Source organism: Natronococcus sp. A-GB1, assembly GCF_029688845.1.
GTDB lineage: Archaea > Halobacteriota > Halobacteria > Halobacteriales > Natrialbaceae > Natronococcus.
In genome coordinates this window covers 52,617-79,282 of record NZ_JARUKW010000013.1, presented here as the reverse complement: position 1 = coordinate 79,282, position 26,666 = coordinate 52,617, and the positions used below count along the sequence as shown (strand labels likewise).

At 64.7% G+C, this 26,666-nt stretch carries 25 protein-coding genes and 1 pseudogene; 14 read left to right on the top strand and 12 right to left on the bottom strand.

The window, feature by feature from the left end; all coding sequences use genetic code 11:
- Positions 1-344: 344 nt before the first annotated feature.
- The 7 genes from QA600_RS15405 to QA600_RS15375 all read left to right on the top strand — a co-directional run bounded on the left by QA600_RS15405 (position 345) and on the right by QA600_RS15375 (position 8,408).
- Positions 345-2,096 carry a cation:proton antiporter gene (locus QA600_RS15405; RefSeq protein WP_278292841.1) on the top strand — a complete coding sequence of 584 codons (1,752 nt, stop codon included), beginning with the start codon at positions 345-347 and terminating at the stop codon, positions 2,094-2,096.
- On the top strand, positions 2,089-3,819 hold the full coding sequence (locus tag QA600_RS15400; protein WP_278292840.1) for a cation:proton antiporter: 1,731 nt from the start codon (positions 2,089-2,091) through the stop codon (positions 3,817-3,819). Before QA600_RS15405 ends, QA600_RS15400 begins: the two co-directional genes overlap by 8 nt.
- 141 nt (positions 3,820-3,960) lie before the next feature.
- The gene (locus QA600_RS15395) at positions 3,961-5,496 is read left to right on the top strand and encodes a carboxypeptidase M32 (protein WP_278292839.1); all 1,536 of its coding nucleotides are present in this window, start codon (positions 3,961-3,963) and stop codon (positions 5,494-5,496) included.
- A gap of 116 nt (positions 5,497-5,612) precedes the next feature.
- A complete protein-coding gene (locus QA600_RS15390; RefSeq protein ID WP_278292838.1) occupies positions 5,613-6,353 on the top strand; it encodes an SDR family oxidoreductase in 741 nt (246 codons plus the stop codon).
- A gap of 58 nt (positions 6,354-6,411) precedes the next feature.
- A complete protein-coding gene (locus tag QA600_RS15385) occupies positions 6,412-6,966 on the top strand; it encodes a hypothetical protein (protein WP_278292837.1) in 555 nt (184 codons plus the stop codon).
- Positions 6,967-7,020: 54 nt separating this feature from the next.
- Entirely contained in the window at positions 7,021-7,995 is a 975-nt protein-coding gene (locus QA600_RS15380; protein ID WP_278292836.1) for an ABC transporter substrate-binding protein, read from the top strand.
- 2 nt (positions 7,996-7,997) lie between these two features.
- Complete coding sequence (locus QA600_RS15375) at positions 7,998-8,408, top strand: desampylase (RefSeq protein WP_278292835.1); 411 nt, start codon at positions 7,998-8,000, stop codon at positions 8,406-8,408.
- Positions 8,409-8,418: 10 nt separating this feature from the next.
- On the opposite strand, the gene QA600_RS15370 is transcribed toward QA600_RS15375, so the two are convergent.
- The 3 genes from QA600_RS15370 to QA600_RS15360 all read right to left on the bottom strand — a co-directional run bounded on the left by QA600_RS15370 (position 8,419) and on the right by QA600_RS15360 (position 11,538).
- Entirely contained in the window at positions 8,419-9,474 is a 1,056-nt protein-coding gene (locus tag QA600_RS15370; protein WP_278292834.1) for a S66 peptidase family protein, read from the bottom strand.
- Between the two features lie 63 nt (positions 9,475-9,537).
- On the bottom strand, positions 9,538-9,984 hold the full coding sequence (locus tag QA600_RS15365; protein ID WP_278292833.1) for a hypothetical protein: 447 nt from the start codon (positions 9,982-9,984) through the stop codon (positions 9,538-9,540).
- Positions 9,985-10,080: 96 nt separating this feature from the next.
- Complete coding sequence (locus QA600_RS15360; protein WP_278292832.1) at positions 10,081-11,538, bottom strand: sulfatase-like hydrolase/transferase; 1,458 nt, start codon at positions 11,536-11,538, stop codon at positions 10,081-10,083.
- Between the two features lie 116 nt (positions 11,539-11,654).
- On the opposite strand from QA600_RS15360, the gene QA600_RS15355 reads away from it, so the two are divergent.
- On the top strand, positions 11,655-11,813 hold the full coding sequence (locus QA600_RS15355; protein WP_278292831.1) for a hypothetical protein: 159 nt from the start codon (positions 11,655-11,657) through the stop codon (positions 11,811-11,813).
- A gap of 382 nt (positions 11,814-12,195) precedes the next feature.
- On the opposite strand, the gene QA600_RS15350 is transcribed toward QA600_RS15355, so the two are convergent.
- The 6 genes and pseudogenes from QA600_RS15350 to QA600_RS15325 form a co-directional block, all read right to left on the bottom strand.
- A complete protein-coding gene (locus QA600_RS15350; RefSeq protein ID WP_278292830.1) occupies positions 12,196-13,224 on the bottom strand; it encodes an AIR synthase family protein in 1,029 nt (342 codons plus the stop codon).
- A 174-nt stretch (positions 13,225-13,398) separates the two neighbouring features.
- Positions 13,399-14,184 (bottom strand): SDR family oxidoreductase, encoded by a 786-nt coding sequence (locus QA600_RS15345; protein ID WP_278292829.1) that lies wholly within the window; start codon positions 14,182-14,184, stop codon positions 13,399-13,401.
- 52 nt (positions 14,185-14,236) lie between these two features.
- Entirely contained in the window at positions 14,237-14,695 is a 459-nt protein-coding gene (locus QA600_RS15340; RefSeq protein ID WP_278292828.1) for a Tfx family DNA-binding protein, read from the bottom strand.
- Positions 14,696-14,841: 146 nt separating this feature from the next.
- Positions 14,842-15,345, bottom strand: a complete 504-nt coding sequence (locus QA600_RS15335; protein WP_278292827.1) for a TRAM domain-containing protein — start codon at positions 15,343-15,345, stop codon at positions 14,842-14,844.
- A gap of 195 nt (positions 15,346-15,540) precedes the next feature.
- Positions 15,541-16,859 (bottom strand): annotated as a pseudogene (locus tag QA600_RS15330) (transposase).
- Between the two features lie 3 nt (positions 16,860-16,862).
- Positions 16,863-17,009, bottom strand: a complete 147-nt coding sequence (locus QA600_RS15325; protein WP_160062660.1) for a DUF2080 family transposase-associated protein — start codon at positions 17,007-17,009, stop codon at positions 16,863-16,865.
- Between the two features lie 199 nt (positions 17,010-17,208).
- Between QA600_RS15325 and QA600_RS15320 the strand changes: the two genes are divergently transcribed.
- From QA600_RS15320 to QA600_RS15310, 3 genes are all read left to right on the top strand, one after another.
- On the top strand, positions 17,209-18,000 hold the full coding sequence (locus tag QA600_RS15320) for an electron transfer flavoprotein subunit beta/FixA family protein (protein WP_278292824.1): 792 nt from the start codon (positions 17,209-17,211) through the stop codon (positions 17,998-18,000).
- Positions 17,997-18,950, top strand: a complete 954-nt coding sequence (locus QA600_RS15315) for an electron transfer flavoprotein subunit alpha/FixB family protein (RefSeq protein WP_278292823.1) — start codon at positions 17,997-17,999, stop codon at positions 18,948-18,950. Before QA600_RS15320 ends, QA600_RS15315 begins: the two co-directional genes overlap by 4 nt.
- 107 nt (positions 18,951-19,057) lie before the next feature.
- Complete coding sequence (locus QA600_RS15310; protein WP_278292821.1) at positions 19,058-19,900, top strand: polyprenyl synthetase family protein; 843 nt, start codon at positions 19,058-19,060, stop codon at positions 19,898-19,900.
- Positions 19,901-19,920: 20 nt separating this feature from the next.
- On the opposite strand, the gene QA600_RS15305 is transcribed toward QA600_RS15310, so the two are convergent.
- A complete protein-coding gene (locus QA600_RS15305; RefSeq protein WP_278292907.1) occupies positions 19,921-21,033 on the bottom strand; it encodes a DUF373 family protein in 1,113 nt (370 codons plus the stop codon).
- A 152-nt stretch (positions 21,034-21,185) separates the two neighbouring features.
- On the opposite strand from QA600_RS15305, the gene QA600_RS15300 reads away from it, so the two are divergent.
- Positions 21,186-22,181, top strand: a complete 996-nt coding sequence (locus QA600_RS15300; protein WP_278292820.1) for a radical SAM protein — start codon at positions 21,186-21,188, stop codon at positions 22,179-22,181.
- Between the two features lie 534 nt (positions 22,182-22,715).
- On the opposite strand, the gene QA600_RS15295 is transcribed toward QA600_RS15300, so the two are convergent.
- Positions 22,716-24,041 carry an ABC transporter permease gene (locus QA600_RS15295; protein WP_278292819.1) on the bottom strand — a complete coding sequence of 442 codons (1,326 nt, stop codon included), beginning with the start codon at positions 24,039-24,041 and terminating at the stop codon, positions 22,716-22,718.
- A gap of 151 nt (positions 24,042-24,192) precedes the next feature.
- Between QA600_RS15295 and QA600_RS15290 the strand changes: the two genes are divergently transcribed.
- Together QA600_RS15290 and QA600_RS15285 are read left to right on the top strand one after the other, a co-directional pair.
- Entirely contained in the window at positions 24,193-25,440 is a 1,248-nt protein-coding gene (locus tag QA600_RS15290) for a hypothetical protein (protein ID WP_278292817.1), read from the top strand.
- A 47-nt stretch (positions 25,441-25,487) separates the two neighbouring features.
- The gene (locus QA600_RS15285) at positions 25,488-25,985 is read left to right on the top strand and encodes a type IV pilin N-terminal domain-containing protein (protein ID WP_278292816.1); all 498 of its coding nucleotides are present in this window, start codon (positions 25,488-25,490) and stop codon (positions 25,983-25,985) included.
- Here QA600_RS15285 and QA600_RS15280 read toward each other — a convergent pair whose 3' ends face one another.
- The gene (locus tag QA600_RS15280) at positions 25,986-26,609 is read right to left on the bottom strand and encodes a methyltransferase domain-containing protein (RefSeq protein WP_278292815.1); all 624 of its coding nucleotides are present in this window, start codon (positions 26,607-26,609) and stop codon (positions 25,986-25,988) included. It abuts the gene before it with no gap.
- Positions 26,610-26,666 lie beyond the last annotated feature (57 nt).

Sequence of the window (26,666 nt, the reverse complement as noted above, 5' to 3'; positions counted from 1 at the left end):
GGGGATTGATTCTTCCTTTTCGAGTAAGCGACGAGTGTTCTGTACAGAGTAGATGGGTACACAGCAATCGATTCCGCCGGTAGTGTCCATCCGGCAGGAATGGGACACTCCGAACCGCCCGTGAGGGGACGTCGCCTGCGGAGTCCGGAACCGTTCTCGGAGCCGTGGGTTCTGATTGGCCGCGAATCTGGACACTGTGGGTATTGTTCCTGCAAGCTCTGACGCAGAACCAGAACCCCACCCACCACTACACGGGAGGGCTGTCCGACCTCCCGGAGGACCAACGCGAACGTGTCGGGAGTTTCGACACCGTTAATCCACGCCGTTCGAATCGTTCGAGCAGCATGATCACTGAGGCGGCGCTTACCGTTGACCTCGCCATTATCCTCTTGAGTGCGACGCTCGCCGGCTTCGTCGCCAAACAGACGGGCCAGCCGACGATCATCGCCTACATCCTCGTCGGCATCGTGATCGGGCCGGCGGCCCTCGGGCTCGTCGAGGTCGGCGAACTCACCGAATTGCTCTCCGAACTCGGACTGGCGTTCCTGCTCTTCCTGCTCGGGATCAAGATGCGAATCGACGAGATCCAGCACGTCCTCTCGCCGATCGTCAAGATTTCGATCCCTCAGATGATCGCGATCTTTCTCGCGGGCGCAGGGGTCGCGTTCGCGCTCGGGTTCGGACCCGTCGAGTCGTTCCTGATCGGGCTCGCAGTAATTTACAGCTCGACGGCGGTCGTCATCAAGATGTTAAACGACAACGACGAGGCGACGTCGCTCCACGGCAAGGTCGACGTCGGTGTGTTGCTCGTTCAGGACATCGTCGTCGTCATCATCCTGGCCGTGCTCGCGGCCGGACAGCCGGACGACCTCGCCGAGGTCGCGACGACGCTCGGCGTCGTGCTCGTCCTCGTCGCGCTCGTAACGATCGCGGCGCTTGCCGCCTCGCGGACCGTTCTGCCACGTCTCTTCCGCCGGATCGCCGACAACAAGGAGGTGTTTTTCCTAGTCGCCCTCTCGTGGGCGTTCCTCTTCGTCTTCGTCTCGGACAACATCAACCTCTTTCTTGCACCCCTCGGCATCGAGGCGTACCTCTCGATCGAGATGGGCGCGTTCATGGCTGGGGTCGCCATCGCACAGCTGTCCTCTAGCAAGGAACTCCAGGACAGAATCAACCCACTGACCGACCTGTTCGTGATGGTGTTTTTCGTCTCGGTCGCGCTCGACCTCGAGGCCGCACAACTGCTCGCCTACTGGCAGGAAGCGATCGTCGCCGCACTGGTGCTGATCCCGATCAAGTTCCTCGTCTTCATGTATCTGCTCGACTGGCAGGGCTTCGACACCGAGACGACGTTCCTCGGCAGCATCCACATGATCCAGGTCAGCGAATTCGGCATCATCGTCATAGCCGTCGCCCAGACGGCCGGCTTCGTCGACGCGGAGGTGCTCGGCTTCGTAACGCTGCTCGCGATCTTCACGATGGCCGTCTCGGTGTACTTCATCGAGTTCAGACATCCGCTGTTCGATCGCTTCGAGCCGACGCTCTCGCGGGTGACGAGCGAGGGAACGTTCGAAACCAGCACGCGGGAGTACCGTGACCACGCGGTCGTCGTCGGCTACGACGACATGACCCGAAACGCCCTGCCGATCCTCGCGGACCGCTACGAGGATATCGTCGTCATCGACCGACGCGTCGACCACATCGACACGCTCGAAGCGGACGGATACGACGCAGTGTACGGCGACGCCCGCAAAGCAACGATTCGAAAGGACGCGGCGCTGAAACGGGCGGACTTGGTCCTCTCATCGTCGGCTGATCCAGCGGTGAACAAGGCGTTGCTCAGGGAGGTCGGCGACGAGACGGCCGTCTTCCTCGAGGCGGATCGGGTTCAGGACGCGCGCGATCTCTACGACAGCGGTGCTCACTGTGTGCTCATGACGGCCTACCTGTCCGGTAACAAGCTCGCGGAGTACCTCCGGGCGTATCTCGACGAAACGGAGGCACTCGAGGCATCGATCGACGACGACGTCGAACTGTTACGGAGCGAAAAATCGATTCCGGATATCCACTTGCTCGGAGGTGAGCCCGATGAGTGAGCTGCTCACTGCGGTCTCGATCATCTTCATCGTTATGGGGCCGTTCCTCGTGGTCGCAAACCGGTTCGATCTGCCGACCGTTCCGTTCTTCATCCTCGCGGGGATCGTCGCCGGGATCGGAATGGACCGGTTCGGGATCGACGAGGCGCTCACGCTCGAACTCGCCCAGTACGGGATCGCGCTGCTCGTGTTCACGTTCGGCGTCGGGATCGAGCTCTCGTCGGTCAGGTCGGTGTTGGTCGACAGCGAGACCGCCGCCCTCGGACAGATCCTCGTCGTTGGTGGGCTTGGCATCGGGGCCGGCGTCGCGTTCGGGGTGCCGCTCTCCGAGGCGCTCTACCTGGGTATCGCCGCGGCACTCTCGTCGACGATCGTCGGAACTGCCCTGTTGCAAGCCGAGATCGGCATGGACCTCGTCCACGGACGGGTCGCCGAATCGATCCAGTTCCTGCAGGACCTGCTCGCCGTCCTGTTGCTGCTCGTCCTGAGTGCCGGCGTGCTTGCTGCCGATCCGATCGCGGAGATGTTGGGGTACGGACTCGCGTTACTCATCGCCGCCGTCCTCGTCAATCGGTTCCTGTTCGACGCGATCGGACGGCTCGCGGGAGAGTCGTCCGAGCTCATGATCCTCGGAACCGTTTCGCTGCTCGCACTGTTTATCGGTGCGGCGGAGTTCGCGGACGTCTCCATCGTCGTCGGTGCCTTCGCCGCCGGCCTCGCGATCCGTCACGACCCCATCGAGCATCTCGGCCTGGTCAACGGCCTCCAGTCGATCAGGGACTTCTTCGTCGCGATCTTCTTCGTGACGATCGGGGCACTGGTCGTCTGGCCGTTCGTCGAGGTCGGCTGGGCCGCCTCCGTCGATAAGGTCCTCATCGCCGGTGTGCTCGTGTTCCTGACGGCAGTCGTGAAACCGGCGGTCACGACGGCGATCCTGCTCTACCAGGGTTACGAGGCCCGGTCTGCGACGCTGACCGGCCTCAACACCGACCAGGTCAGCGAATTTGCGCTTATAATCGCGATCGAAGCGCTGTTACTCGGCGCGCTGACCCAGTCGGTGTTCGACGCGATCATCCTCGCTGCAGCCGTGACGATGATCTCGTCGAGTCTTACCAACTACTACAGCGACGGGATCTACCAGGTGCTATCCGACCGCGGGGTCCTCAAAAGCGGACACGACAAGATCGATTCGTGGAGCGAGGTGCCCGACGACATCTCCGATCACGTCGTCATCCTCGGTTACGGTCGACACGGACGGAAGCTGGTCGACGCCTGCGAGGAACGCGACCGGCCGTACGTCGTCGTCGAGAACGATCCGGCTCGCCGGGACGAGGTGCGAGCCGAGTGTGACGCCGTCGTCATCGGCGACGCATGGGAACCGTACACCTGGGAGAAGGCTAATGTCGGGGACGCGCGCGTCGTGATCTCGACGGTCGAGGCTGAATCCCTCTCCCGGCGAATCCTGCGACTCGACCTCGAGCCCGACGTCGTGTTGCGCGCTCGTGACCAGGAGACGGCGCTTTCCCTGCTCGAAGAAGGAGCACTGTACGTCAACGTCCCGGCGTTGCTCGCCGGTCGGCAGTTGGTCGAGCAGATTCAGGCAGTGCTCGATGGGGATCTGACGGCCACAGAACTTCGTGAACAGCAGCTAACCGAATTGGAATCCTACACGCATACGTCTCTCGGCGGATCCGCAGACGACACGCCGTCGGTTCGGCCCTAGTACGCCAAGCTGAACCTCGTCCGATATTTGTGCCCAGTATTCCGCTCTCAACTCTACCAGACAGACCCGACTCATCGCTCGCCCGGCCGTCGCCTCGACCCGAGCGTTTAGTACGCTCTCCGGTGTATTTCGAACCGAAACATGGCAACCGCCGACGAAACCCACGACACCGCTGACGCACCCGATGCCTACCACGCCCTCCTCGAGCGCTCCGAGAAGCTCACGAACGTCCAGATGGCCTCGATGGCGCTGGGCTGGGATCAGCGGGTGATGATGCCGGAAGGCGGAACCCCCGCGCGAGCCGGCCAGCTTTCGACGTTGTCGGGACTGGGTCACGAGCTACTGGTCGACGACGAGGTCGGCGAGTGGCTCGAGGAGCTCGACTCTGTCGACCTGAACGAGGAACAGGCTGCCGTCGTCCGCGAACTGCGCCGGGAGTACGACCGCTCCGCCGAGGTTCCCGCAGCGCTGGTCGAACGGCTCGCGGCCCACCAGGCCGAGACCCAGCAGGTCTGGCAGGAGGCGAAAGCCGACGACGACTTCGAGCGCTTCGCGCCCGCACTCGAGGAGCTGATCGACCTCCACCGCGAGCGGGCGGCGGCGATCGAGCCCGACGCGAACCCGTATCGAGTGCTGTACGAAGACAGTCTTCCGTATCTTCCGCTCGAGACCGTCGAGGGAATCTTCGACGAGCTTCGCGAGGGGCTCGTTCCGCTGATCGAGACCATCGAGGCCGAGGGCCGGGAGCTACCGTCGCCGTTCCGGGATCCGGAGTACACCTACGACGAGGACGATCAGATGGCCCTCTCGCAGGAGGTCGTCGACCTGCTCGGCTATCCCGAGGAACACGGTCGTCTCGACACCGCGCCGCACCCGTTCATGTCGGGCAACCAGTTCGATGCCCGGATCACTACCCGGTTCCGGGCCCACGACCCGCTCGACGCCCTGATGGCGACGATCCACGAGTTCGGCCACGCGAGCTACCAGCTCGGACTCCCGAAAGAGGAGTACGGCAACCCGCTGGGCGCCTCGCTCTCTTCGGGCGTCCACGAGTCCCAGTCGCGATTCTGGGAGAACCACGTCGGCCGGACGCGAGCGTTCTGTGAGTTCTTCCTTCCGACGATGAAAGCGCAGTTCCCCCACCTCGAGGACGTCACCGTCGACGAGGCCTACGCCGCCGTCAATCGGATCTACCCGGAGAACCTGATTCGGGTCGAGGCCGACGAGCTCACCTACCACCTCCACATCATCCTCCGCTGTGAGATCGATCGGGCGTTCGTCGAGGGCGACCTCGACGTCGCCGAGATTCCCGAGGTCTGGAACGAGAAGATGAACGACTACCTTGGGGTCGTCCCCGAGACCGACACCGACGGCTGCCTGCAGGACACCCACTGGTCGTACGGCTTCGCGGCGTTCCAGGGCTACACCGTCGGCAGCGTGTTGGCCGCCCAGCTCGACGCCGCGATCCGCGAGGACCTCGACGTCGACGGCCTGGTCCGCGAGGGCGAGTTCGAGCCGCTCTGGGAGTGGATGACCGAGCACGTCCACCGCCACGGCCAGCGCTACCCCACCGGGGAGCTGATCGAGGTCGCGACTGGGGAACCGCTCACGGCCGACTACTTCCTCGAGTACGTCGAGTCAAAGTACGGCGAGCTGTACGAGCTCGAGGGGTACTGACACAAACATAGCGGAAGCCCACGACTTCAGTCGTGGGAGGACGTCACGAACCCGAACCGGACACTTTCGAACCCTTCGGAAACGCTTAGGGGGTAACGGCCGTCCCACCCGGTACGATGACCGACCAACTCGAGCAGCAGACGGCGATCGTCACCGGGGCGAGCGCGGGGATCGGCGCGGCGACCTGCCGGGAGCTCGCGGACGCGGGGGCGAACGTCGTCCTCGCGGCCAGAAGCGAGGGCGACCTCGAGGAACTGGCCGACGACCTCGAGACCGAACACGGCGTCGAGACGCTCGTCGCCCCGACGAACGTCCGCGAGGAAGCGGACGTCGACGATTTGATCGAGGAGACCGTCGATCGCTTCGGCGGGTTCGACATCCTGGTGAACAACGCCGGGCTTTCCCGGGGAAGCGAGATCGCCGAGATGAGCACCGAGGAGTACGAGACGATGCAGGAGACCAACGTCGACGGCGTCTTCTACGCGACCCGTGCGGCGATTCCCCACGTCCGCGAGCGGGAGGGCCACCTGATCTTCCTCGGAAGTTTCGCCGGGCAGTATCCCCGTTCTTTTAACCCGATCTACGCCGCCTCGAAGTGGTGGGTCCGGGGGTTCGCCAAGAGCGTCGCGGCCCAGGTCGGCGACGACGGCGTCGGCGTCAGCATCGTCAACCCCGCGGAGGTCCGCTCGGAGTTCGAGACCACCAGCGGTGAGACGTTCGCCGAGGCCTTCGACGAGAGCGAGGCCAGCGAGCCCGAGGAGGTCGCCGAGGCAATCCGCTTCGTCGCGAGCCAGGACCACTCGAGCGTGAGCGAACTCGACATCAATCGGCGAGACAAGTTCGCGGATCGCTTCTAATAAAAGGGGCTGGGAGTGCCGGCTCCAGTCTTACCCTCGAACGGACCTACTCTCAGGTATGCGCATCTCGATTCCCGGCTTCGACGGCGTCTACTTCGACACCGACGCAGAGTCGTCGGCGCTGACCCTCGCCTTTACCGCGGCGGGTCGCCGCGCGCCGAAACCGCAGGGGTACGCCGTGCAGCTGCTGCCGTACCTCTGGTCGTTCGACGTCGACCTCCGCGAAGTACCCAACGATCATCCTGTCCAGTACCTCCATCCCGAGGGCGCCCAGAGCCTCGGCGAGCTCCCCGCCGAACGGGGAATCCAGCAGGCGGGCGCCGAACTCGAGACGGTTTTGCGATTCGTCTGGGCGGTCAACGACGAGGTCGAGTCCGCGACCGGGAAGATGGTCGGCCGCCAGCGCGACCACGACGGCGTCACCATCGAGATCACCGACGGCAGCGTCGGCGTCGACGGGGAGGAACTCGAGACCGACGAGTTCGACATCGACGAGGAATCCTCGGAGACGACGATCGACATCGAGGACGATCCGACCGAACAGCCGGGTGACTCGGCGGACCCGGACCACGAGTTCGGCGACAACTCCGAGCGGGATCTCGGCGAGTACTGATTTTGTCGCTTCGCCGGGGCCGCAGCTTTTGATCCTGCCGTTCCTACGGGAGGTATGCGAATCGTTACGACGCTTCCATCGGCGACCGAGCTCGTCGCCGCACTGGATCTCGACCCCGTCGGCGTCTCCCACGAGTGTGACTATCCGCAGCGCGTCGCGTCGCTGCCGTCGATCACGCGTTCCCGCGTCGATGCCGATGCCTCGAGCGAGGAGATCGACCGCCAGGTCCTCGAGATCGGCGAGACCGACGACGGCGTCTACGAGGTCGACGTCGACCTGCTCGAGGCGCTCGAGCCGGACCTGATCATCACGCAGGGAATGTGCGACGTCTGTGCGGTCGACGAGGCGGTGATCGCCGACGCGGTAGATCGCATCGAGGCCGATCCCGACGTCCTGACGGTCGACCCCCACACCGTCGAGGACGTGCTGGACGACCTCGAGCGGATCGGCCGTGCGACAGGTCGCGAGGAGCGCTCTCGAGCGGTTCGAGCGGAGCTCGAGGACCGAACCGATTCCGTTCGGGAGCAAACGGCCGATATCGCGAGCGAGGAGCAACCCCGGGTCGCCATCTTCGACTGGACCGACCCTGTCATGATCGCGGGCCACTGGACGGCCGAACTCGTCGACTGGGCGGGCGGCGAGTACGGGCTGGCCGACGTCGGCCAGCGCTCGACGCCACGCGAGTGGGAGGAAATCCTCGAGTACGATCCCGAACTCGTGGTCGTCGCGCCCTGTGGGTTCGACCTCGAGCAGACCGCGGCGAATCGGGCGGATCTCACCGCCCGCGAGGGGTGGGACGAGCTCGCGGCAGTCCGCGAGGATCGAGTGTGGGCGATGGACGGCCACCACTACCTCAACCGCCCCGGACCACGCCTCGTCGACACCCTCGAGGCGCTCGCGCCGATCGTCCAACCGGAGCGATTCGACGGCCCGCCCGAGTCGGTCGCCGTTCCGTTCGACGACCTCGAGGGCCTCGAGACGGACACGAACGATTCGTCAATCGAGCCGCAAGCAGATCCGACCCCGTAGCCGTGCTGGTACTCCCTGAAAGCGTTCGCGACGAGATCGTCGACCGAGCTCGTGACGGGACGCCGCTCGAGATCTGTGGCGTCCTCGGGGGCGAGTACGAGTCGAACGGTCGAAGCGAGGTCCGGTCCCAGTACGCCGCCGAGAACATCGCCGACCACCCCCGAACCCGGTACCGGATCGACCCCGAGGAACAGCTCGAGATCTTCGATCGCCTCGAGGATCGGGGCGAGGAGATCGTCGGCTTCTATCACTCCCACCCGCAGGGCCCACCCCACCCCAGCGAGACCGACACGGCCGACGCGACCTGGCCCGATCGGTCGTACGTCATCGTCTCGCTCGACCCATTCGAGATCGGGTCCTGGCGCTGGCGCGAGGACGACGGGTTCGAGCGCGAGGACGTCGTATCCGAGTGATCGGCGTCGTTCACCGACACCGAACGGTTTCTGACCCCGGATCCAGTTCCAGACGACCTCCGATCGGTAGTGGTGCGATCGGGGTCGTATGGCCCCAGTCGAGACCCAGCAGGACGGGCGCCTCGGGGTTGTACCGCCGAACCTGCTCGACGATTTCTTCGTAGAGTCGGTCACGGTAGCGCTCCCGCTGCTCCTGTGGCGGTTCCTCCAGAAAGCTCCGGGTCGGGGGACGACCGATCACGACGCCGTCGAACCGCTCGAGCAACCCGCGCTCGCCGAGACACATGAGAGTCCCGCCGACAGTGTCGGGGCCGGGAATCGATTCGGCGGTTTCGAGACACAGGATCGCCCCATCGAGAGCACTCGGTGCAGGCATGAACCGATCGGTTGCCAGGAACCACTCGACGATCGCGCGACACCCGCCCCACGTTCGGCCCTCGGCGGCGTCGGTCCCACTAGCCCACCGTCGCCCCGGGTTCGGCTCGTATGCCGGCGGCGAATCCATCGCCGAGGGATCGGTCCACCACGTTGAGGGCTCGTCGGACCACTCCGGGGCGGGCTCGAGCCGGCCGAGGTCCTCCTCGAAGAACGCGCGCCGGCAGTACCGCTCGGTGTAGGCGGGCAGCTCGCCCGGGACGCCGAGCTCGTTCATCAGCTGTGCGCCGTTGTACGAGACGACGCCCGCGTTCCACAGAAACAACTGGAGGGCGGTGTTGTCGCTCATCCCGTAGAACCGGGTCGGGTTAGCCCGGAGGACGTCCGGGTCGAGATGTTTCAGGATCCGTAGCTGGTCGCTGCCGCCGATGGTCGCAACGATTCCACCGATATCGGGGTCGCGGAAGGCAGCGTGGACGTCCGCGGCTCTGGCGCGGGGGTTGGCGACCAGAAACTCGTTTCCTTGCCGGGCCGTCGGGTAGATGACTGGCTCGAGATCGAATCGGTTGCGAAGCCGTTCGAGGCCCAGTTCGAAGACGTGGAGAGCTTCCCGCGCCCCGCCGCTCGAGGGAGCGAGGACGGCGACGAGATCGCCCCGTTCCAGCGGTGGCGGCGTGACGAATTCGGACATACGCCACCGTCACGTCGACCAGATATACTTCTGTCGCGACTCGTTGCCGTCAGCCGCGAGGAGTTATCCTCCGTTGCCGTCGGTCTCGAGGTCGGCGGCCTCTTGTTGTTTCTTCTCGGCGTCCTCGCGGAACTCCGTGATCCGGTCCTGGAGCTCGCGGCCGACCTGGTACGTGAAGTCGTCGGGCATCAGCCCGCGCTGGATCTCGATCGTCACCATCGTATCGCAGTCGTCGACGATCTCGGGCGCCCACTTTCCCGCCGCGAGTTTGGACTCGTCGGTGACGACGGCGTCGCCGTCCTCGACGTCGATGAAGGCGGTGACGGTGTTCCAGATCCTCGGATCGCTGGTCGTCGCCTCGTCGAACAACCCCTCGAGTCGGCTCTCTTTGACCGGCTCGTCCCGCAGTTCAATGACGAGGTCCTCGAGCGCGTCGGCGATCGCCTCGTTCTCGGCGGCCTGTTCGCGGAGCTCCTCGGGGTCCGGTTCGTCGCGTCCGGATCGGCTCATCGGTTCCCCTCCGTCGCGATCGGTCCGTCGGTCATGGGCGTGCCTACCGGCCTCGAGACCGTAAACGTACGCTTCCGGGTTGGGCGATAGGTCCTGTTAGTCCCGTTCTCGTAGGACGTCCGGCACCCACTTCCGGTTCGGGTCGTCGGTCCGGTTCATCCAGTCAACCAGTCGCTCCCGCATCGCCTCGCGAACGTCGGCGTAGCCGGGGTGGTCGATCAGGTTCTGCAGCTCGGCGGGATCGCCCTCGAGATCGTACAGTTCGTCGATATCGGGGCCGTTGTAGACGTACTTGTACCGCCTCGTTCTGACCATCCGCTGGGTGTAGAGCCCGAACTCGTCGCCGTGGTACTGCGCGAAGACGGAGTCGGGGCGCTCCTCGGGATCCTCGCCCTCGAGCAGGGGAACGAGGCTCTGCGAGTGGAACGACTCCGGAATCTCGAGACCACTCATCTCGAGGAAGGTCGCGGCCAGATCGTGGAGGTGGACGGGGTCCTCACAAACCGTGCCGGGATCGACGACGCCCGGCCAGCGCACCTGCAATGGGATCCGGTAGGTGTCGTCGTACATCAGCGGCCCCTTGTTGAACTGGCGGTGGCCGCCGACGAAGTCGCCGTGATCCGAGGCGTGGACCACCGCGGTCTCCGCCTCGAGTCCGTGATCCTCGAGGACGTCGAGGATCCGCTCGAGCTGGTCGTCGATCATGGTCACGAACCCGCGGTACTTCGCGACCGCCTCGGCCCAGGTCTCCCAGTCAAAGTCGGCGACGCCGCGGTAGTGCAGGAAGTTCTCGTGAACTCGGGGTTTCCCGTCGAACGTCTCGGCGTAGCTGTCGGGGCGGTCGATCTCTGCTGGGTCGTACATCGAGGCGTACGGCTCGGGGACGACGTAGGGGTGGTGGGGGCTGTAGAAGTCCGCCCGGTGGAAGAACGGCTCCTCGCGGTCGTCCTCGGCGTGGGCCTCGATCGCGTCGATCGTCCGCTCGGCGAGGAAGTAGGCTCGGGTGTTCTCGACGTCGACGGGCGTCGTCGCGGCGACGAAGGTTCCTGACTCCTCGCCGCCGCGGGTATAGATCTCGTCCTCGAGCTCGGTCTCCTCGAGGGGGGTCCCGCGCTCCTCGCGGTACTCGCGGAACGCCTCGTCGATGTCGTCGTGATGTACGTCGCTGCCGCCCAGATACGAGAAACCGAAGTCCTCGGGCGTCTGGTCGTCGCCGACGTGCCACTTGCCCGTGTAGGTGAGCTCGTACCCCGACTCGGCGAGCAGCTCGGAGAACGTCGGCAGCTCCGCCGGCAGGTTCGCCCGAATCGCGTCGGCCTCGTGGCTGTTGTTCAGCATCCCGTGACCGTGGGGGAACAGCCCCGTCAGGAGAGAGGCCCGAGCGCTCGTACAGATGCTGATCGGAGTAACGGCCCGCTCGAAACGCATCCCCTCGTCCGAGAGCCGATCCATCGTGGGTGTCTCGACGGACGGGCCGTCGGGCGCGGAGTAGTCGTAGCGCTCCTGATCGGTGAGGACGAACAACACGTTCGGACGACCGTCGGCGTCTGGCATCGGGCGTCGTACGGCGAGCGCGCAGTTAACGGTGGTCCTCGAGTCCCGGGAAACTGCTCCCGTAATTCACGGGATTGAACCAGATAATTCAAGATCCCGTACTCGAAACTCCGGATGTGCCAATCGCGTACTGCGAGGAGTGTGAGTGGAGCCGTCGCGTCGACGACGACGACGACGGCGAACTCAACGAGGTGATGATCCGCCACTACGTCGAGACCGGTCACTCAGTCGAGCAACGCGAGCTCCGGGAGTCGGATCGGGAACTCGAGTCCTAGCAAGGGTTGAGCAGACGGGTTCTTCGTTCAGTCGGAGTCGTGTTTCGGAATCGGTCGATTCGTCACGCAACGCGTGCAGACGTACCTTTTTCTCGTCGGGTTCGCTCGCGTTGCTCGCTCACCACTCTCTGCTCACGGGCGCGAAGCGCCCTCTGTTCACGGACGCGCAGCGTCCGTTCACACGGTATGCGAGACCGTTGGTCTCGCACTATTCGCATGGTCAGTGGGACCAGCGGTCCCACTCGACTCCAAAAACCTACGCTAAAAAACCGCTCGCTCCCGATGGTCGCTCGCGGGTGCTGTGCTTGAGCCGCACCGCAACGGTATCGGCTTCGTCTGTACAGAACACGTGTTTCACGCGACTTTCTCGAGCGGAACTCTGCTATGTCCGTCTATCAGCCAGCTTCGCGTAGGCGTCCCACGAGGGATCGACCCGCGGGTGCTCGAGCCGTTCGCCGTCGGCGAGGACGCTCCCTTCGTCGCCGTCGGAACTCGCCTCGACCCGCCCGATGTCGGCCACGACGGTGCCGCGCTCCTCGAGTGCCTCGCGAACCGCGTCGACGCCCGCGGGGTCGACGGCGATGACGAGCGAGCCGCAGCTGGTCGCCGCCCAGGGGTCGATCTCGAGGTGCGCACAGACTTCGGCGACCCCGGGACGTATCGGGACGGCGGCGTGGTCGATTTCGAACCGCGCGCCCGCACCCGTGGCCATCTCGTTTAGCGCGCCCGCCAGCCCGCCCTCGGTGACGTCGTGCATCGCTCGGACGGGTCCCGCCGCGGCCGCGGTGAGGGCGTCCCGGACGCAGTGGACCTCCTCGAGCCGTTCCTGGGCGTCGGCGATCACGGCGTCGGGTAGCTCGAGCTCCTCGGGAAAGAGCGTGCTCAGGAGCCCGACGGACTCGACGGCGGGACCGGTCGTCAGCAGCAGCCGATCGCCCTCGCGGGCGCCGTCGGGACGGACGATGGCAGCGTGGTCGCCGACGCCCATCGCGGTCGCGGCACCGATCCAGGGGTGGGAGGGATCGGAGTAGCGAGCGGTGTGGCCGGTCACGACGGCGACGCCGAGGTCGGCACACTCCTCGTGGATCGTCTCCCAGACGGTTCCGAACGCCTCGTCGCTCATCGTCTCCGGCAGCGTAAAACAGATCGAGAGGTGTGAGGGCGGGATTCCACTGACGGCGACGTCCGCGAGGATCAGATCGAGCGCGAATCGGGCGGCGCGCTCGAGGCCGAGTGCGGGGAGGATCGAGACGGGGTCGGTGGCGGTCACCAGCGCCCGCTCGCCGACGTCGATAACGCCGAAGTCGACGCCGTGACTCGGCCCCAGGACGACGTCGTCGCGCTCGGCGCCGAGGTTGGGTGCGATCCGCGATTCGAAGAACTGCCGATCGATCTTGCCGAGGTCGCTCACGGCCGGTGAATGCGGGGACTGACTCTTAGCGGTAGCGGTAGTGGTCCGTCGAGTAAACGCCTCGTCCAGCTGTTCGGAGTGCGGTCCGACGAGCCCCCGATAGTGAGCTACTCCGCCCTACTCGTTTCCTTCGGCGACTCCTTGAGGACGGAGGCTTGGCGCCCTCTCTTTCAGCTAACTCCGCAGCAGTCCGCCGTCGATCGGCACCTCGGTGCCGTTGACGAAACTCGCTCGCGGACTCGAGAGGAAGGCCACGACCTCACCCAACTCTCGCGGGTCGCCGATGCGATCCATCGGGATGTCGTCGGCGAGATCGACCAGTCCCGACTCGTAGTCGTCGTACTCGCTGCGCTCGACGCGGGCGTCGACGAGCTCTTCGATTCGGGGCGTCTCGATCGTTCCCGGCAGAACGGCGTTGGCCCGGACTTCGGGGGCAAACTCCCGCGAGACCGTCTTCACCAGGCCGATCACGCCTCGCCGGACGGAGTTTGACAGCAACAGACCGTCGGCGACCTCCCTGACCGTTCGGGAGGTAATGCAGGTGATCGCTCCGTGTTCGGAGTCGCGCAAGTGTGGATGCGCCTCCTCGATCGTCCAGACGACGCTCATCACCAGCAGGTCGTAGGCCTGGTACCACTGCTGTTCGCTGGTCTCGAGGAAGGTCGTGCTCGGCGGGCCGCCCGCTGAGGTGACGAGATGGTCGAGCCCGCCGAAGGTCTCGACCGTCTTGCTCACCAGTCGCGAGACGTGGTCGGGATCGGTGAGGTCGGTCTCGACGGCCAGCACCTCGCCCGCGGCCGTCTCCTCGAGTTCCTCGCGGGCGTCCTCGAGTCGCTCGGCGTCCCGGCCACAGATCGTTACGTTCGCTCCCTCCTCGGCCAACGTCTGTGCGCTCGCGAACCCGAGTCCGCTCGAGGAGGCCGTCACCAGCGCCGTCGTGTCGTCGAGATCCAGTTCCATACCGCGACCGACGTCGTCCGGATACAAAGCCCTCGGGACTCCGGCACTGCGATCACTCCTGATGGCGCACCCGGACGACGCCCTCGGAGGTGACGCTGACGGTCAGCGTCGCGGACACCTGTCGGCCCGTGATCGCGGATCCGGCGGCGTCGCTGACGACCTTCATCAGGTCCGGAGCGGTGTGGTCGACCTTGACGCCGGCCTCGTCGCAGGCCTCGTAGACGAGTTGTGGCACGTCGTAGAGATCGGTCCCCTCGGGAACCCGAACTCGGACTGGGGCCTGAAGCGCCTCGGCGAAGGCGACGGTCTCACTGGCCTTCGAGACGTTCTCTCGGGCGCTGGCCTCGATCGAGGAGACGTTAGCACGCGAGGTTCCCAGCGCGTCGGCGATGTCGGCCTGGGAGACGTCCCGTTCGCGTAACGCGAGCACCTGCGCCTGGCGGTAGGTCAACACGCTGTTCTCGGGATCGAAACCGATCTCCTCGAGGACCGTCGCGACGTCATCGATCACGACGATCCCCTCCGCTGGCAGTCGGGTGGGCTCGCGTCGGCATACGAGCTACTAGCCGGTGGCGGGATGAAAGCTTCCACGGTCGCAGACCGGTCCGCGAGCCGTGCCGTGGTCCGAATGAAATTGAAACTGTCCACTCGAGGGGACTACGAGCCCCAGAAGTTCTCGCGGCTACCGAGTCGCTCGCGCTTCGGTGCGGTGTGTCTCTCGTTGGACTCGGTCTCGTCGTCGTCGGTAACACGGTCATCGTCGTCGACTCCCTCGCCGTCGTTGCCGTCGTTGTCGTCGTCCTCGTCCTCGTCGTCCTCCTCGCCGTCCATCGGCAGAAGTTCGAGTTTCTCCGCGCGTGCGTGGTTGCTGTGGACTCGGGTGATTTCGACTCGTGCTCGGGCCTCCGGCAGGACGCCGTCGACCATCACGATGAAGCCGTCCTCGGTGCGACCGACGCCGGCGCCGCTTTCGTGCATGTCGACGACGTCGACCACGACCTCCTCGCTGGGTTTGACGGGCTGGGTCTTCAGATCCTGGATCGGCTGGTTGTAGTGGTTACACCACTCCTTGCCACCCCGATCGCCGTAGTGTTGACAGCCCATCCCCGAGATCCGCTCGGAGAAGCTCGGGCAGTCATCAGCGAGTGGACAGTCTGCCATGCGGTATACTACCGGTGGCGCCGTTAAACCGTTTCCGTCTCGAGATCCGGGCTGGGACCGTCTCCCACGGGATTCGTCCGCCGAGCGTGTGGTGGGTGCGCGACGAGAGCGGAATTCGTGGGACGAACGCCGATTGACCTCCTCCACGGCCTTTAGGCCGTGGAATCCCACCATGGGATTTCCGCGTCGCTGCTGTTACGCGTTCAAGGTTTCAAGACGCATACGCTCACACGTCATCCACTCCCTCCCCGCAGAGCCTAACCACTGGATGCTAGAGTTCGTGTCAGCGTGAGTGTCTTGTGGCACGGTCAAACACGCCCCGTCGCCAGTCATGTCATCGCCACCACCTTCTCGTCGGATAAAAACTCCGAATCTGTTCGGACATGGCTCTCACAACTGGCGTAGTATCTACTGATGATGTTGAGTGCGGCGTTTAAATCCGCCTGATACTCGCCAATCCAACACTCCGCGTTCGAGCACTTGAACACCGCCTGTCGCAAGCGATACCCATACTCGCCGCACGCGTGACACTCCTTCGACGTGTACGCGGGGTCCACGGTTTCCACTGGGATACCGTGTTCCTTCGCTTTGTACGATATCTGCGCGTGGAGTTTCGCAAACGCCCACCCGTGCAATCGACGGTTCATGAATTGACCGTAATCCATGTTCTCACGGATGTGCGTCAAGTCTTCAGTGACAAGTACGGGGTTGTTAACCTGCTGGGCGTATTCGACGATATTACTCGACACGGTGTGGAGGATATCGTCGATTCGCGCCCAGAGTTCGTCGCCGTACTCTTCCGCAAGGCGTTCGCTATCGCGCTCTTGGAGTCGTTTGACGGCTCTGAAGTAGGTTTCGCGGAGTCGTCGGACTTCTCTGCCTTCACTGCTCCAGAGTGTTGGGTTGGCCGGGGAGCCGCACTCAGTACGGTGACACACCGTAGCTAACGAAGCTTCCCCGATATCTACTCCAATCGGCGTCTGCTCTTCAACAGACACCGAACTGGACTGCTCGACTATCCTCGTCGCACTCATGTGAAAATACCACTCGCCATCCTGTCCGATGAGTTGACACTCCCCCATCTCCGCGTCCCCACGATACAAGGCTTCGAGCCACTCCCGCTGATTCGACTTAGGTTGCGCGGGGAGCCACAAGTGGTAATCCTCGTGGTGAGGGATTTTCACGTACCATTCGATGGCGTTCTGTGGCTTGTGGTCGAGCGTTGGCCCTTCGTTTGTGAATCGCACGGGGTGGTCTCCTTCTTGGAGTTCTTCTGCCCCGTACGTGTCGTCGTCGAGGAGGTTGGGAACGTATTGTTTCAGTGCGTTCTTCGCGTATCCAGAGAGGTCGTAGTTGACGACGACGTTGTTGGCTTTGGATTGCGTGTCGCAGCCTTGGGTGAATGCGTCGTGGAGGGCGAGTTGGTATTCGCCGTGAGTCTCACGGAGTTTCCGCTCTTTGTGCGTGTTGGGATTGACGAGTTTGAGCGTGAGGGTCTCCGTGAGAGGGTTCATGTGTTAGTCTTCGTTGGGCTGGCTGGTGCGGACGATTTTGACGTCTGCGCCACGCCAGTCTTTGGGTACGAGGACGTGGGCTCCATTGCCGGTGGGTTTGACCTCACCTGTGATTACTTCGTGGCCGTTGATTTCGAAGCGGTCCTCCATACCAGCGTTTATACTTTGTATCAACTTAAACACTGTGATTGGGAAATCAGGACTGCTGTCATACGGCGGTTGGTTTACTATGCCTACCGCTTGACCCGCGCCTGAAGACGCGGGTATGCGCTATCGTTCTGTATCAACTGGTCGTTCGTGACACGGTGTTTCGAAAACGTTTACGGGAGGGGCGTCCGATCGATAAATGATGAAGATCCTCGTTACGGTAAAAGAGGTCTCGACCGTCGAAGACGAGTTCGAGATCGAAGGCACGACGATCGCCGACCAGTACCTCGGCGCCGACCTCAACGAGTGGGACGACTACGCCGTCGAGGAGGCCGTCCAGCTCCAGGAAGCGGGCATCGCCGACGAGGTCGTCACCGTGACGATCGGCCCCGAGGACTGCGAGCAGACGATCCGCCAAGCACTCGCGAAGGGTGCCGACCGCGCGATCCGCGTCTGGGACGACGCCCTCGAGGACGTCGACCTGCTCGACGTCGGCGCCAAGACCGAGATCCTGCGGGCGGTCGTCGAGGCCGAGGATCCGGACCTCGTGCTGACGGGCGTCCAGTCCGGCGACGACAACTGGGGCGCCACCGGCGTCTCCCTGGCCGAGGAGCTCGGAATCGAGTGGGGCGCCGTCGTCAACCACCTCGAGCACGATCTCGCCGAGGGCACTGCGTCGGTCCGGCGCGAGCTCGAGGGTGGCGTCGAAGAACTCACCGAGATCGAACTCCCCGCGGCGCTGACGATCCAGACGGGGATCAACGAACCCCGGTACGCCAGCCTGCGGGGTATCCGACAGGCCCAGCGCAAGGAACTCGACGTCCACACGCTCGGCGACCTCGGCGTCGACGAGGGCGCGGTCGAGGGCGCCGTGACGGTCACGGACATGTACGAACCGGAAAGCGAAACCGACGCGACGGTCTGGGAAGGAAGCCCCGAGGAGACCGCCGCGGAGCTCGGTGAGCTCCTTCGCGAGAAGGGGGTGGCACCATGAGTGATGTTCTCGCAGTAACCGACCACCGCAGGGGCGAACTGCGCGACGTCAGCTACGAGACGATCACCGCCGGCCGCGAGCTGGCGGACGAAACCGGCGGCGACCTCCACGTCGCCGTCATCAGCGGTCCCGTCGGCGAGTTCGCCGAGAAGCTCAACCGGGAGGGCGTCGACGTCGTCCACACCGTCGAGTACGGCGAGGAGTTCAACCACGACGTCTACACGCAGGTACTCGTTCAGCTCTACGACGAACTCGCACCCCAGTACGTCGTCGCGCCCAACAGCGTCAACGGCCTCGACTACGCACCCGCCGTCGCGAACACCCTGGACCTGCCGATCGTCACCGACACGGTCGGCCTCGAGACCGACGGCGAGACGCTGACCGCGACCCGCGAGATGTACGGCGGCAAGGTCGAGACGGCCAACGAACTGACGGGCAACGCCGTCGTCACCATCCGCGGGGCCGAGTGGGCCGGCGCGGACGGCACCGGCGACGCCGAGATCCGGGAGTTCCACGCCGAGATCGACGAGGAGACGATCCGCTCGACGGTCACCGGCTTCGAGGAGGTCGGCGGCGGCGACGTCGACATCAGCGACGCCGACGTGCTCGTCTCCGTGGGCCGCGGCATCGAAGAGGAGGAGAACCTCGAGCTCATCGAGGAGCTGGCCGACGCCCTCGACGCGACGATTTCCTCCTCACGCCCGATCGTCGACAACGGCTGGCTGCCCAAGAACCGCCAGGTCGGCCAGTCCGGGAAGGTCGTCACGCCCGACGTCTACATCGCGATCGGGATCTCGGGTGCCGTCCAACACGTTGCGGGTATGAAGGGCTCGGAGACGATCGTCGCGATCAACACCGACCCCAACGCGCCGATTATGGACATCGCCGACTACGCGATCCACGACGACCTCTTCGACGTCGTCCCCGCGCTGACCGAAGAGTTCCAGTAGCCGATCGATCCGCCAGCGGTTCCGGCGGGCGCGTTTCGCGACGGGAACTCGAGCGAGCGTCGTCGACAACCGTTACCTACTTTTTCGCCCTCTCCTAAGCGCGGGTAATGGAACTTCTGGAGCGCCGACGGGCGCTGATCGAGGAGCGTCTCGTCGCGGTCGTCGACGGGGTCGAACCCGAGACGCTCAACGAGGAAGTTCGCCACGTCGCGCTCTCGGGCGGTAAACGCGTGCGGCCGATGGTGACGCTGCTGGCTTGCGAAACCGTCGGCGGCGAGCCGGAAGATGCCGTCGACTTCGGCGTCGGGATCGAACTCGTCCACAACGCCTCGCTGGTGATCGACGACATCATCGACCGCTCGGACCTGCGTCGAGGGACCGCGAGCGCCTGGGCCGAGTTCGGCTACGGGCCGGCGATCATCACCAGCGACGGCCTGCTCGGGGAGGCGTTCGCCCTCTTTTCGGCGGATCCCAAGGCTACCCAGGTCGTCGCCGAGGCGATGGTCGAACTCGGCGTCGGCGAGGCGACTGAACTCTCCTCGCAGCCAACCAACGAGGAGGAGTATATGACCCTCGCGAGACGGAAGACCGGTGCCCTGTTTCGGGCGGCGGCCGAACTCGGGGCGATCGCCGCCGGCTCCGATCCCTTCACCGTTGAAGCCCTCGGCGAGTACGCTGAACGCGTCGGCGTCGCCTTCCAGATCCGCGACGACGTTCTCGACGCCGTCGCCGATCCCGAGGAACTCGGGAAGCCGACCGGCCACGACGCCGAACTCGAGCGTCCCTCGGTCGTCCAGGTGACCGATCTGAGTCCGGCGGAGGCCAATGCCCGCGCCCGCGAGGAGGCCGATAGGGCGATCGACGCCTTAGAGCGGGTCGACACCGTCGACCGCGAGGCCCGGGACTACCTGCGCGAGCTGGCGGATTTCGTTGTCGAGCGCGACCAGTAGTTCCGCGTCGGCCGGATCACTCAGGCGCTGTCGGGTCGGTGTGGCTCCTCGCTCTCGTCCTCCGAGAAGTGCGATTCGGCGACTGCGAACGCGAGCGTGCTTACGATCCCCAGTAGCGTTCCCGCGGTCAGTGCCGTTGCGAGGAAGGTGAGTCCGACGGCGTCGAGGAAGTACGCGCTCACCGCGTAGAGCACGATCGCGATAGAAATGACGTAGAAGGGAGCGTTGAGGTAGCGCCACTCGAGGCGGCCCGCGATGTACTCGTCGGTGATCTGGCCGAGGCTCGTGGTGACCCCTGCGGCGGCGAACCACTGGACCGAACCGTACAACAGTGCGGAAAGCATGACGGGGACGCCGACCTCGCCGGCCGCCTCGGCCTGGACCCGCTCGAGTTCGTTCGCCCCGCTGACGCCGCCCAGAACGAGCAGCGCGGTCGCGACGACGTAGGCGAGGATCGTCGTTCGGCCGGCGTACAGCGACCGCCTCGCACTCTCGACGGCGTCGTCGAGACGCTCCCCGAGGCCGAGCCCCCGCGAGATGAGGTAGAGCCCGAGCAGCGTCGAGGTCACCCCCAGGACGACCCCGGGCATCTCGAGGACGGTTCCGATCAGTGCCAGCGGATAGATCAACAGGAGGATCCCGAGCGGGATGAGGACGGTTCCCCGGGTCTCGGGATCGTTCAGCACCTGCTTGAACGTGTAGTACATCGACTCGAGGTTCTGGGCCTGTCTGACGACGACGCGGCGCACGCCGTCGATCGGCACTCGAGAGCGGATGACGGGGATAACGGACTCGTCCTGTGCGCCGTCGGTGACGACCAGCGCGGTGACGTCCTCGGCCGTCGAGAGGCTCGCGAGGACGGTGTCGACCTCGTCGCCGACCTCGCGGTTGGCGTCGACGTCGCCGTCCTCGTTGCCCGTGACGATCGCGACCTCGACGCTCTCGTTTCGGGAGGTGAGGTCGTCGTAGATGTGGACGCCCTGAAAAGCGACGTTGACGTCGGAGTCCTCGGGATCGGCGGTCGCCAGTGCAACAGCCGCCTTCTCGACGGCGTCGCGACCGATTACCGGTGTCGTAAAGTCGGTCTTGCGGCCGAGGTCGTCGTCGAGGTCGACACACAGGACCAACAGCATCGCTTCGTGGTTGGACACCGCGGTATTTCCGTCTTCTGGGAGCGACGGAATCCGCCGCGCGCTCGCCCTGTTCGGCCCGTGTGAACCACGGACAGGATCGAACGCCGACGTTCCGCACAGTTTTTGAGGCTCGACCGGCTACGTACCTCCGAATGATATCGAAGGGCTGTGAGCAGTGCGCGAAAGGCGGCAAGATGGTGCTGTTCGTCTACGGTTACTGCGACCAGCGCGACTGCTTTTACTGCCCGCTCGGCGAGAACCGCAAGAACGTCACCGACGTCTACGCGAACGAACGGCAGGTCGAACGCGACGAGGACGTCCTCGAGGAGGCCCACCGGATGGACGCCCTGGGTACCTCGATCACCGGCGGCGAACCCCAGGAGGCCTTAGAGCGGACCTGTCACTACCTCGAGCTTCTCAAGGACGAGTTCGGCGAGGACCACCACACCCACCTCTACACGGGGATCACGGGCGGCCGCGAGAACATGCGCAAGCTCTCGGAGGCCGGCCTCGACGAGATCCGCTTCCACCCACCGTACGAGCTGTGGGGCGACATGCACGGCACCGAGTGGGAGGAGATCCTCTACGTCGCCCGCGAAGAGGGGCTCACCCCTGCCTTCGAGATTCCCGGCATCCGCGCCGAGGAGGAGTTTCTCGAGTTTCTCGACGAGGGCGCCGCCGACTTCTGTAACGTCAACGAGTTCGAGATGTCCGACGGGAACTACCGCCGGATGCAGGAAGAAGGGTACGAGCTCAAGGAGGGCCACATGAGCGCCGTCGACGGCTCCCGCGAGCAGATCCTCGAGGTGATGGGCGACCACGAACGGGTCTACTTCTGTACCTCCGTGTTCAAGGATGCGGCCCAGCACCGCCGCCGACTGAAGCGGGCCGCCCGCAACGTCCGACGGGAGTTCGACGACGTCACCGACGACGGCACGCTCGTCTACGGAAAAACGTACACCGATCCCCAGCGATTCGCCGAACTGGGCGTCCCCGAGGAGTTCTACACCGTCAAAACCGAGCACGTCGAGGTCGCCTGGTGGCTCCTGGAGGAGATGATCGAGGAGGGCGACCTCGAGGACGGAGAGATCGTCGAGCAGTACCCGACGTACGACGGGCAGGTCGTTGAGCGGACGCCGTTGGCATAGAGCGCTGCAAGTGAGCGAAGCGAACGAGCGGCTTTTTGATGCAGGTTTTTCGAGGAGGGTGAGCGGGGCGAACTCGACGAGAAAAAGGGACCACGCGGCAGGTCGTCGAGCGGACGCCGTTAACATAATTTCTGTATCACGAACGAACGCCACTGACGAAAGCCGCAGTCCCGCAGTTTACGGCCGGGAGCGCGACTCGAGCGACAGTGAGAGTCGCGCTCCCCGGGGAAGGGCAGGCAGTCGACCGATGTGCGGCGAGCGACCGTAGAAAACGGCCGCTTCCACCGAATGCTCCAGGGATCGGCCGTCCACCCGGGAACCGTTCGGGCTCGAGCTCGTCCGATTCCAAAGGGGCCGACGAGAACTCGGATGCGTTTTCCATCCCGAGTCGTGCGTCGAACCCGCGAACGCTCTCCGGTTGCCGAAACCGCTTTTTCCAGTGCCGGACCGCTGGTCCCGCAAGCCGTGCGAACGGCAGGGGATCGCGAGCGAAGCTAACTCTGCCGACGGCGCTCTCGAGCCGAAAAGGGACCGTCAGCCGAGTTCCGTCGGATCGACTTCCGGCAGGGTGATGAGGTTCTCGCGGCCGATCCGGAGCTTCTCGATTTCCTCGTCGTCGGCCATCTGTGAGAGCAGTTGGGAGACCTTGGCGTTTGACCAGCCGGTCTCCGAGACGATCGAGCCTTGTTTCATTCGACCGCCGTTTCGCCTGAGCAGCCGGAGAACCCGCTCTTCGTCGCTCAACAGCTCGGGGTCGACCGCCTCACCCGTCCCATCCGCCCCCGACTCCTCGGCGTACGCGAACGTCTGGCCCGACGATTCTCGAGCGTCGACTGGCGGTGTCGAGTCAGCGTCTCGAGAATCGTCGGTATCGACCGCACCCAGTTCGGCGTCCCGCTCCGAAGCGCTGCTCGGGTCGTCACGTCCGGTCGGTGGCGACCCTCCGCCGGTTCGTTCTCCTGCGTTCGACGGGAGGAGCCCGGAGACCCACAGCGCCGGCGACCACTCCGAATCCGAGGACCATCGCGCCAGAGCGTAGCTTCCCGTTCCGATCAAGATCGCGAGAACGAACACCCCACCGAAGAGTAGTTCGGCGCTGGCGGGGTAGAAATCGGCGCCTCCGGACGAGCCGTCGTCGGCCCCGCGGAGGAACGTCGCCTCGAGTTCGTCCTCGTCGAACTGGTGGGGACCGTCGACGATGAGCGCGCTATCCTGTGGACTCACCGAGAGGTTGTAGTCGTGAAAGCCGTGGTCCGAGGGCGCCTGAATCACGAGACGTTGCTCCTCGGCGAGCGCCGAGAGCCATGGCCCGTCGTCGCTCTGGAACGCATCCCCGACGTGGATCTGCGTTCCGTCGACTGCCGCAAACTCGGTCCAGGTAAACGAGTACGAGAGGACGCCGACCGTTGATCCCGACTCGTTCGATCCGTCGTCCGCGGAACGTAGCTGTGGGTCGTCCCAGCCGGCGTCTTCGATCGTCATCTCCCGGTCGGTCGCGTCCGCGGCAGTCTCGACGTGGGGTTCGAACAGGCTTCGATCGTAGACGCCCTCGTCTTCGTCGGTCGAAGCCGTCTCGGCATACTCGAGGAACGCCTCGACCTCGCCCTCGTCGCTCAGGAGAAACCGGCTCTCGATCGTCCAGACCGCGTCCCCGCTCTCCGTGACGTTGATGCGGATTTCCTGGGCCGGGTTCGCGCTCTCGAGCATCGAACCGTCGTCGACCGCGGGCTGTGTTGTCTGCACCGAGGGCGTGCTCGCTGGATCCGACGCCGTCGCTGTCGATCCGGTGGCAGCCGCTCCGAGGACCGAACCGGCAAGTACCACCACCAGTACGACCGACGCGACGATCGAAACCCGCATACATACCACCAATACCCTCAGAGTAAAAAACACTTTCCATGGGTGAATAAAAAATCACAGCGGTGTTTGAAGCGTTTCCGGTCCTCTCGAACGGTCCCGAAACGACGGCCGGCCGATCGTATTTTATATCATGAGTTCTTATGATGTATTGATGAAGGGTGTGATGGCCGTCGTTCTCGCAGGACTACTCGTCCTCTCGGTGCCCGCAATGGCCGTTTCCGCGGTCGATGGGGAACCGAACGAGACGGACGAGATCGTCTTCGAGGCGGACGAGGCCGACCAGGGAGCGACGTTCGTCGAGGCGAACGGGACGTCGAACCGACTCGATCCCGGCGAGGAGCAGCGAAGCGAACGGGTCGAGCACGGCAGCGGTCTCGGCGCGTCGCTCATGGCCGCGGACGACGAGCTCAGAGTCGCCTCCGAACAGGAAACGCTCGTCCGAAGCGGGTTCGACAACGCCTCCGACGAGGAGCGCGAAGAGCGGGTCCGGGCGGGGTACGATCGGCTACAGGAGCGGATCGACGAACTCGAGGATCGCGAGCGAACGGTGGTGCGAGCGCACGCGGCGGACGAGCAGTCGACGATCGAACTACTCCAGACGTTCTCGCGGAACTACCACGAGTCGGAGACGATCGAGCGTGCGCTCGACGACCTCGTCGGATATGCAAACGAGATTCCGGGGTACTCGCTTTCGACTCGAGACGATGTGAGAAAGCTGGAGATGCATCGTAGCGATACCCGATCGCAACTCGAGACGACGGCGAGTCGGTCCGGCAGTGGGGGACAACCGCTGGCCGTCCGGACCGCCGAGACCGGCTACACCCTCTCGTTGCTGGACGGCAACTACGTCCGGGAGACGACGCGGTTCGACAGTCGGAACACGACGCAGTCGAACCAGTTCGACGACATCACCGACGCACACGGAACGGCCCAGGAGCTGTATCCGTGGGTGTTCGGTGCCGACCACGAGAGCCACTCTTCCGACGCCGTCGAAAGCAGGACGGGACAGCTGTACCGGGTTCAGGCAATCCACGACCAGGGACAGCTAACCACGTACCTCGACGGCGGGACGGGCACAGCCTATCGGGAAGTTCAGACCCTCGACTATCGGCAGCTGCCGACGATCAACAACAGCCAGTGGAACGACGACGGGCTGGCCCTCTCGATCAACGAAACTGCGGCGAACGGACCGGTCGAAGTCGTCGTGACGGACGCCGAAACCGACGAGCCGGAGCCAGCCACGGTTTCGGTCGACGGCGAAGAAATCGGCGAGACGGGCCCGGACGGCTCGCTGTGGCTTCTTCCGCCCGACGGCGAGTACGACCTGCGAGCGGAGACCGGCGACGGCAGTATCGAGGGAACCGTCTCGAGTAGCGACGCACCGAGCGACGGCGAGTAGCGGCCGCGACCGACTCTTTATGTAGGAAGGCGAGGCCAGAGAGTGCCGTGATACTGGGATCGACGTTCCGAGCCCACCGATCCGACGACCGCGGGGTCAGCCCCGTGATCGGCGTAGTGCTCCTGATCGGCGTTACCGTGGCACTGGCGGCAGTCGTCGCGGTCGGTGCCGGCGGGCTGAGTCCGACATCCCCTAAGAACCCGGTCGCGTTCGACCTTGCGGCCGACGGGAGCGAGGGGACGATCACGGTCGAACACGTCGCCGGCGATTCGATCGACGTCGAGGAGCTCGCGCTTACGGTCGCAGTAAACGGTGAGCAGCTCTCGGAGCAGCCGCCGGTTCCCTTCACCGGTGCCGCGGGCTTCGACCAGGCACCGAGCGGTCCGTTCAACTCGGCGAGCGGTTCGACCTGGAGCGCCGGTGAACGCTCGACGCTCTCCGTCGCGGGAACCAACACGCCGACGATCAGCTCCGGTGACACGGTTTCCGTGACCATCGCCGTCGACGGCCAACAGGTCGCCGCGCTCGAGACGACCGCCGACTGACTACTCCGGGGCGCGGGCGACGGTCGTGATGGCGACCTCGGGCTCGTACTCCGGCCCCATGAAGGCGTGTCTGACGTCCTCGAAGCCGGCCGCCTTGAACATCCGATCGGCCTCGTACTCGTCGTAAAACAGCATCATTGCGTCGGCGAGACGCTGTGCGATCGGGTTTTCGGGGTAGTTCGGTCCGACGACCAGCACCTGGCCGCCGGGTTTGAGCACGCGGCGGAACTCACGAAGCGCCAGTATCGGGTTCGGCCAGTACTCGATCGAGCCCGACGACCAGACGACGTCGAAGGTGTCGGTCGCGAACGGGAGCCGCTCGGCGTCGCCCCGGTGGAAGTGAACCGGCGGCGCTCGCTTGCCGAACTTCGCGTAGGCCTGCTCGAGCTGGTGTTCGCTCTGGTCGATCGCGTACACCTCCTCGACGTGCTCGAGGAGCCCCTCCGTGGCGAAACCGGTACCACAGCCGACGTCGAGCACCGTGGCTTCGGGCTCGAACTCGAGCAACTCGAGGGCCTCGCTTCGCATCCGTTCGTTCCAGATAAACGGGTTGATGCGGTCGTACACCTTCGAGAGGTACTTATAGAACAGCCGAGCTCGGGCCTTGTTCTCGAGGACTCCCATTGGAGAGGAGGTTTTGATCCGACGGCAATATGTCTGCTGTTCCCGGTCGATTCGGCG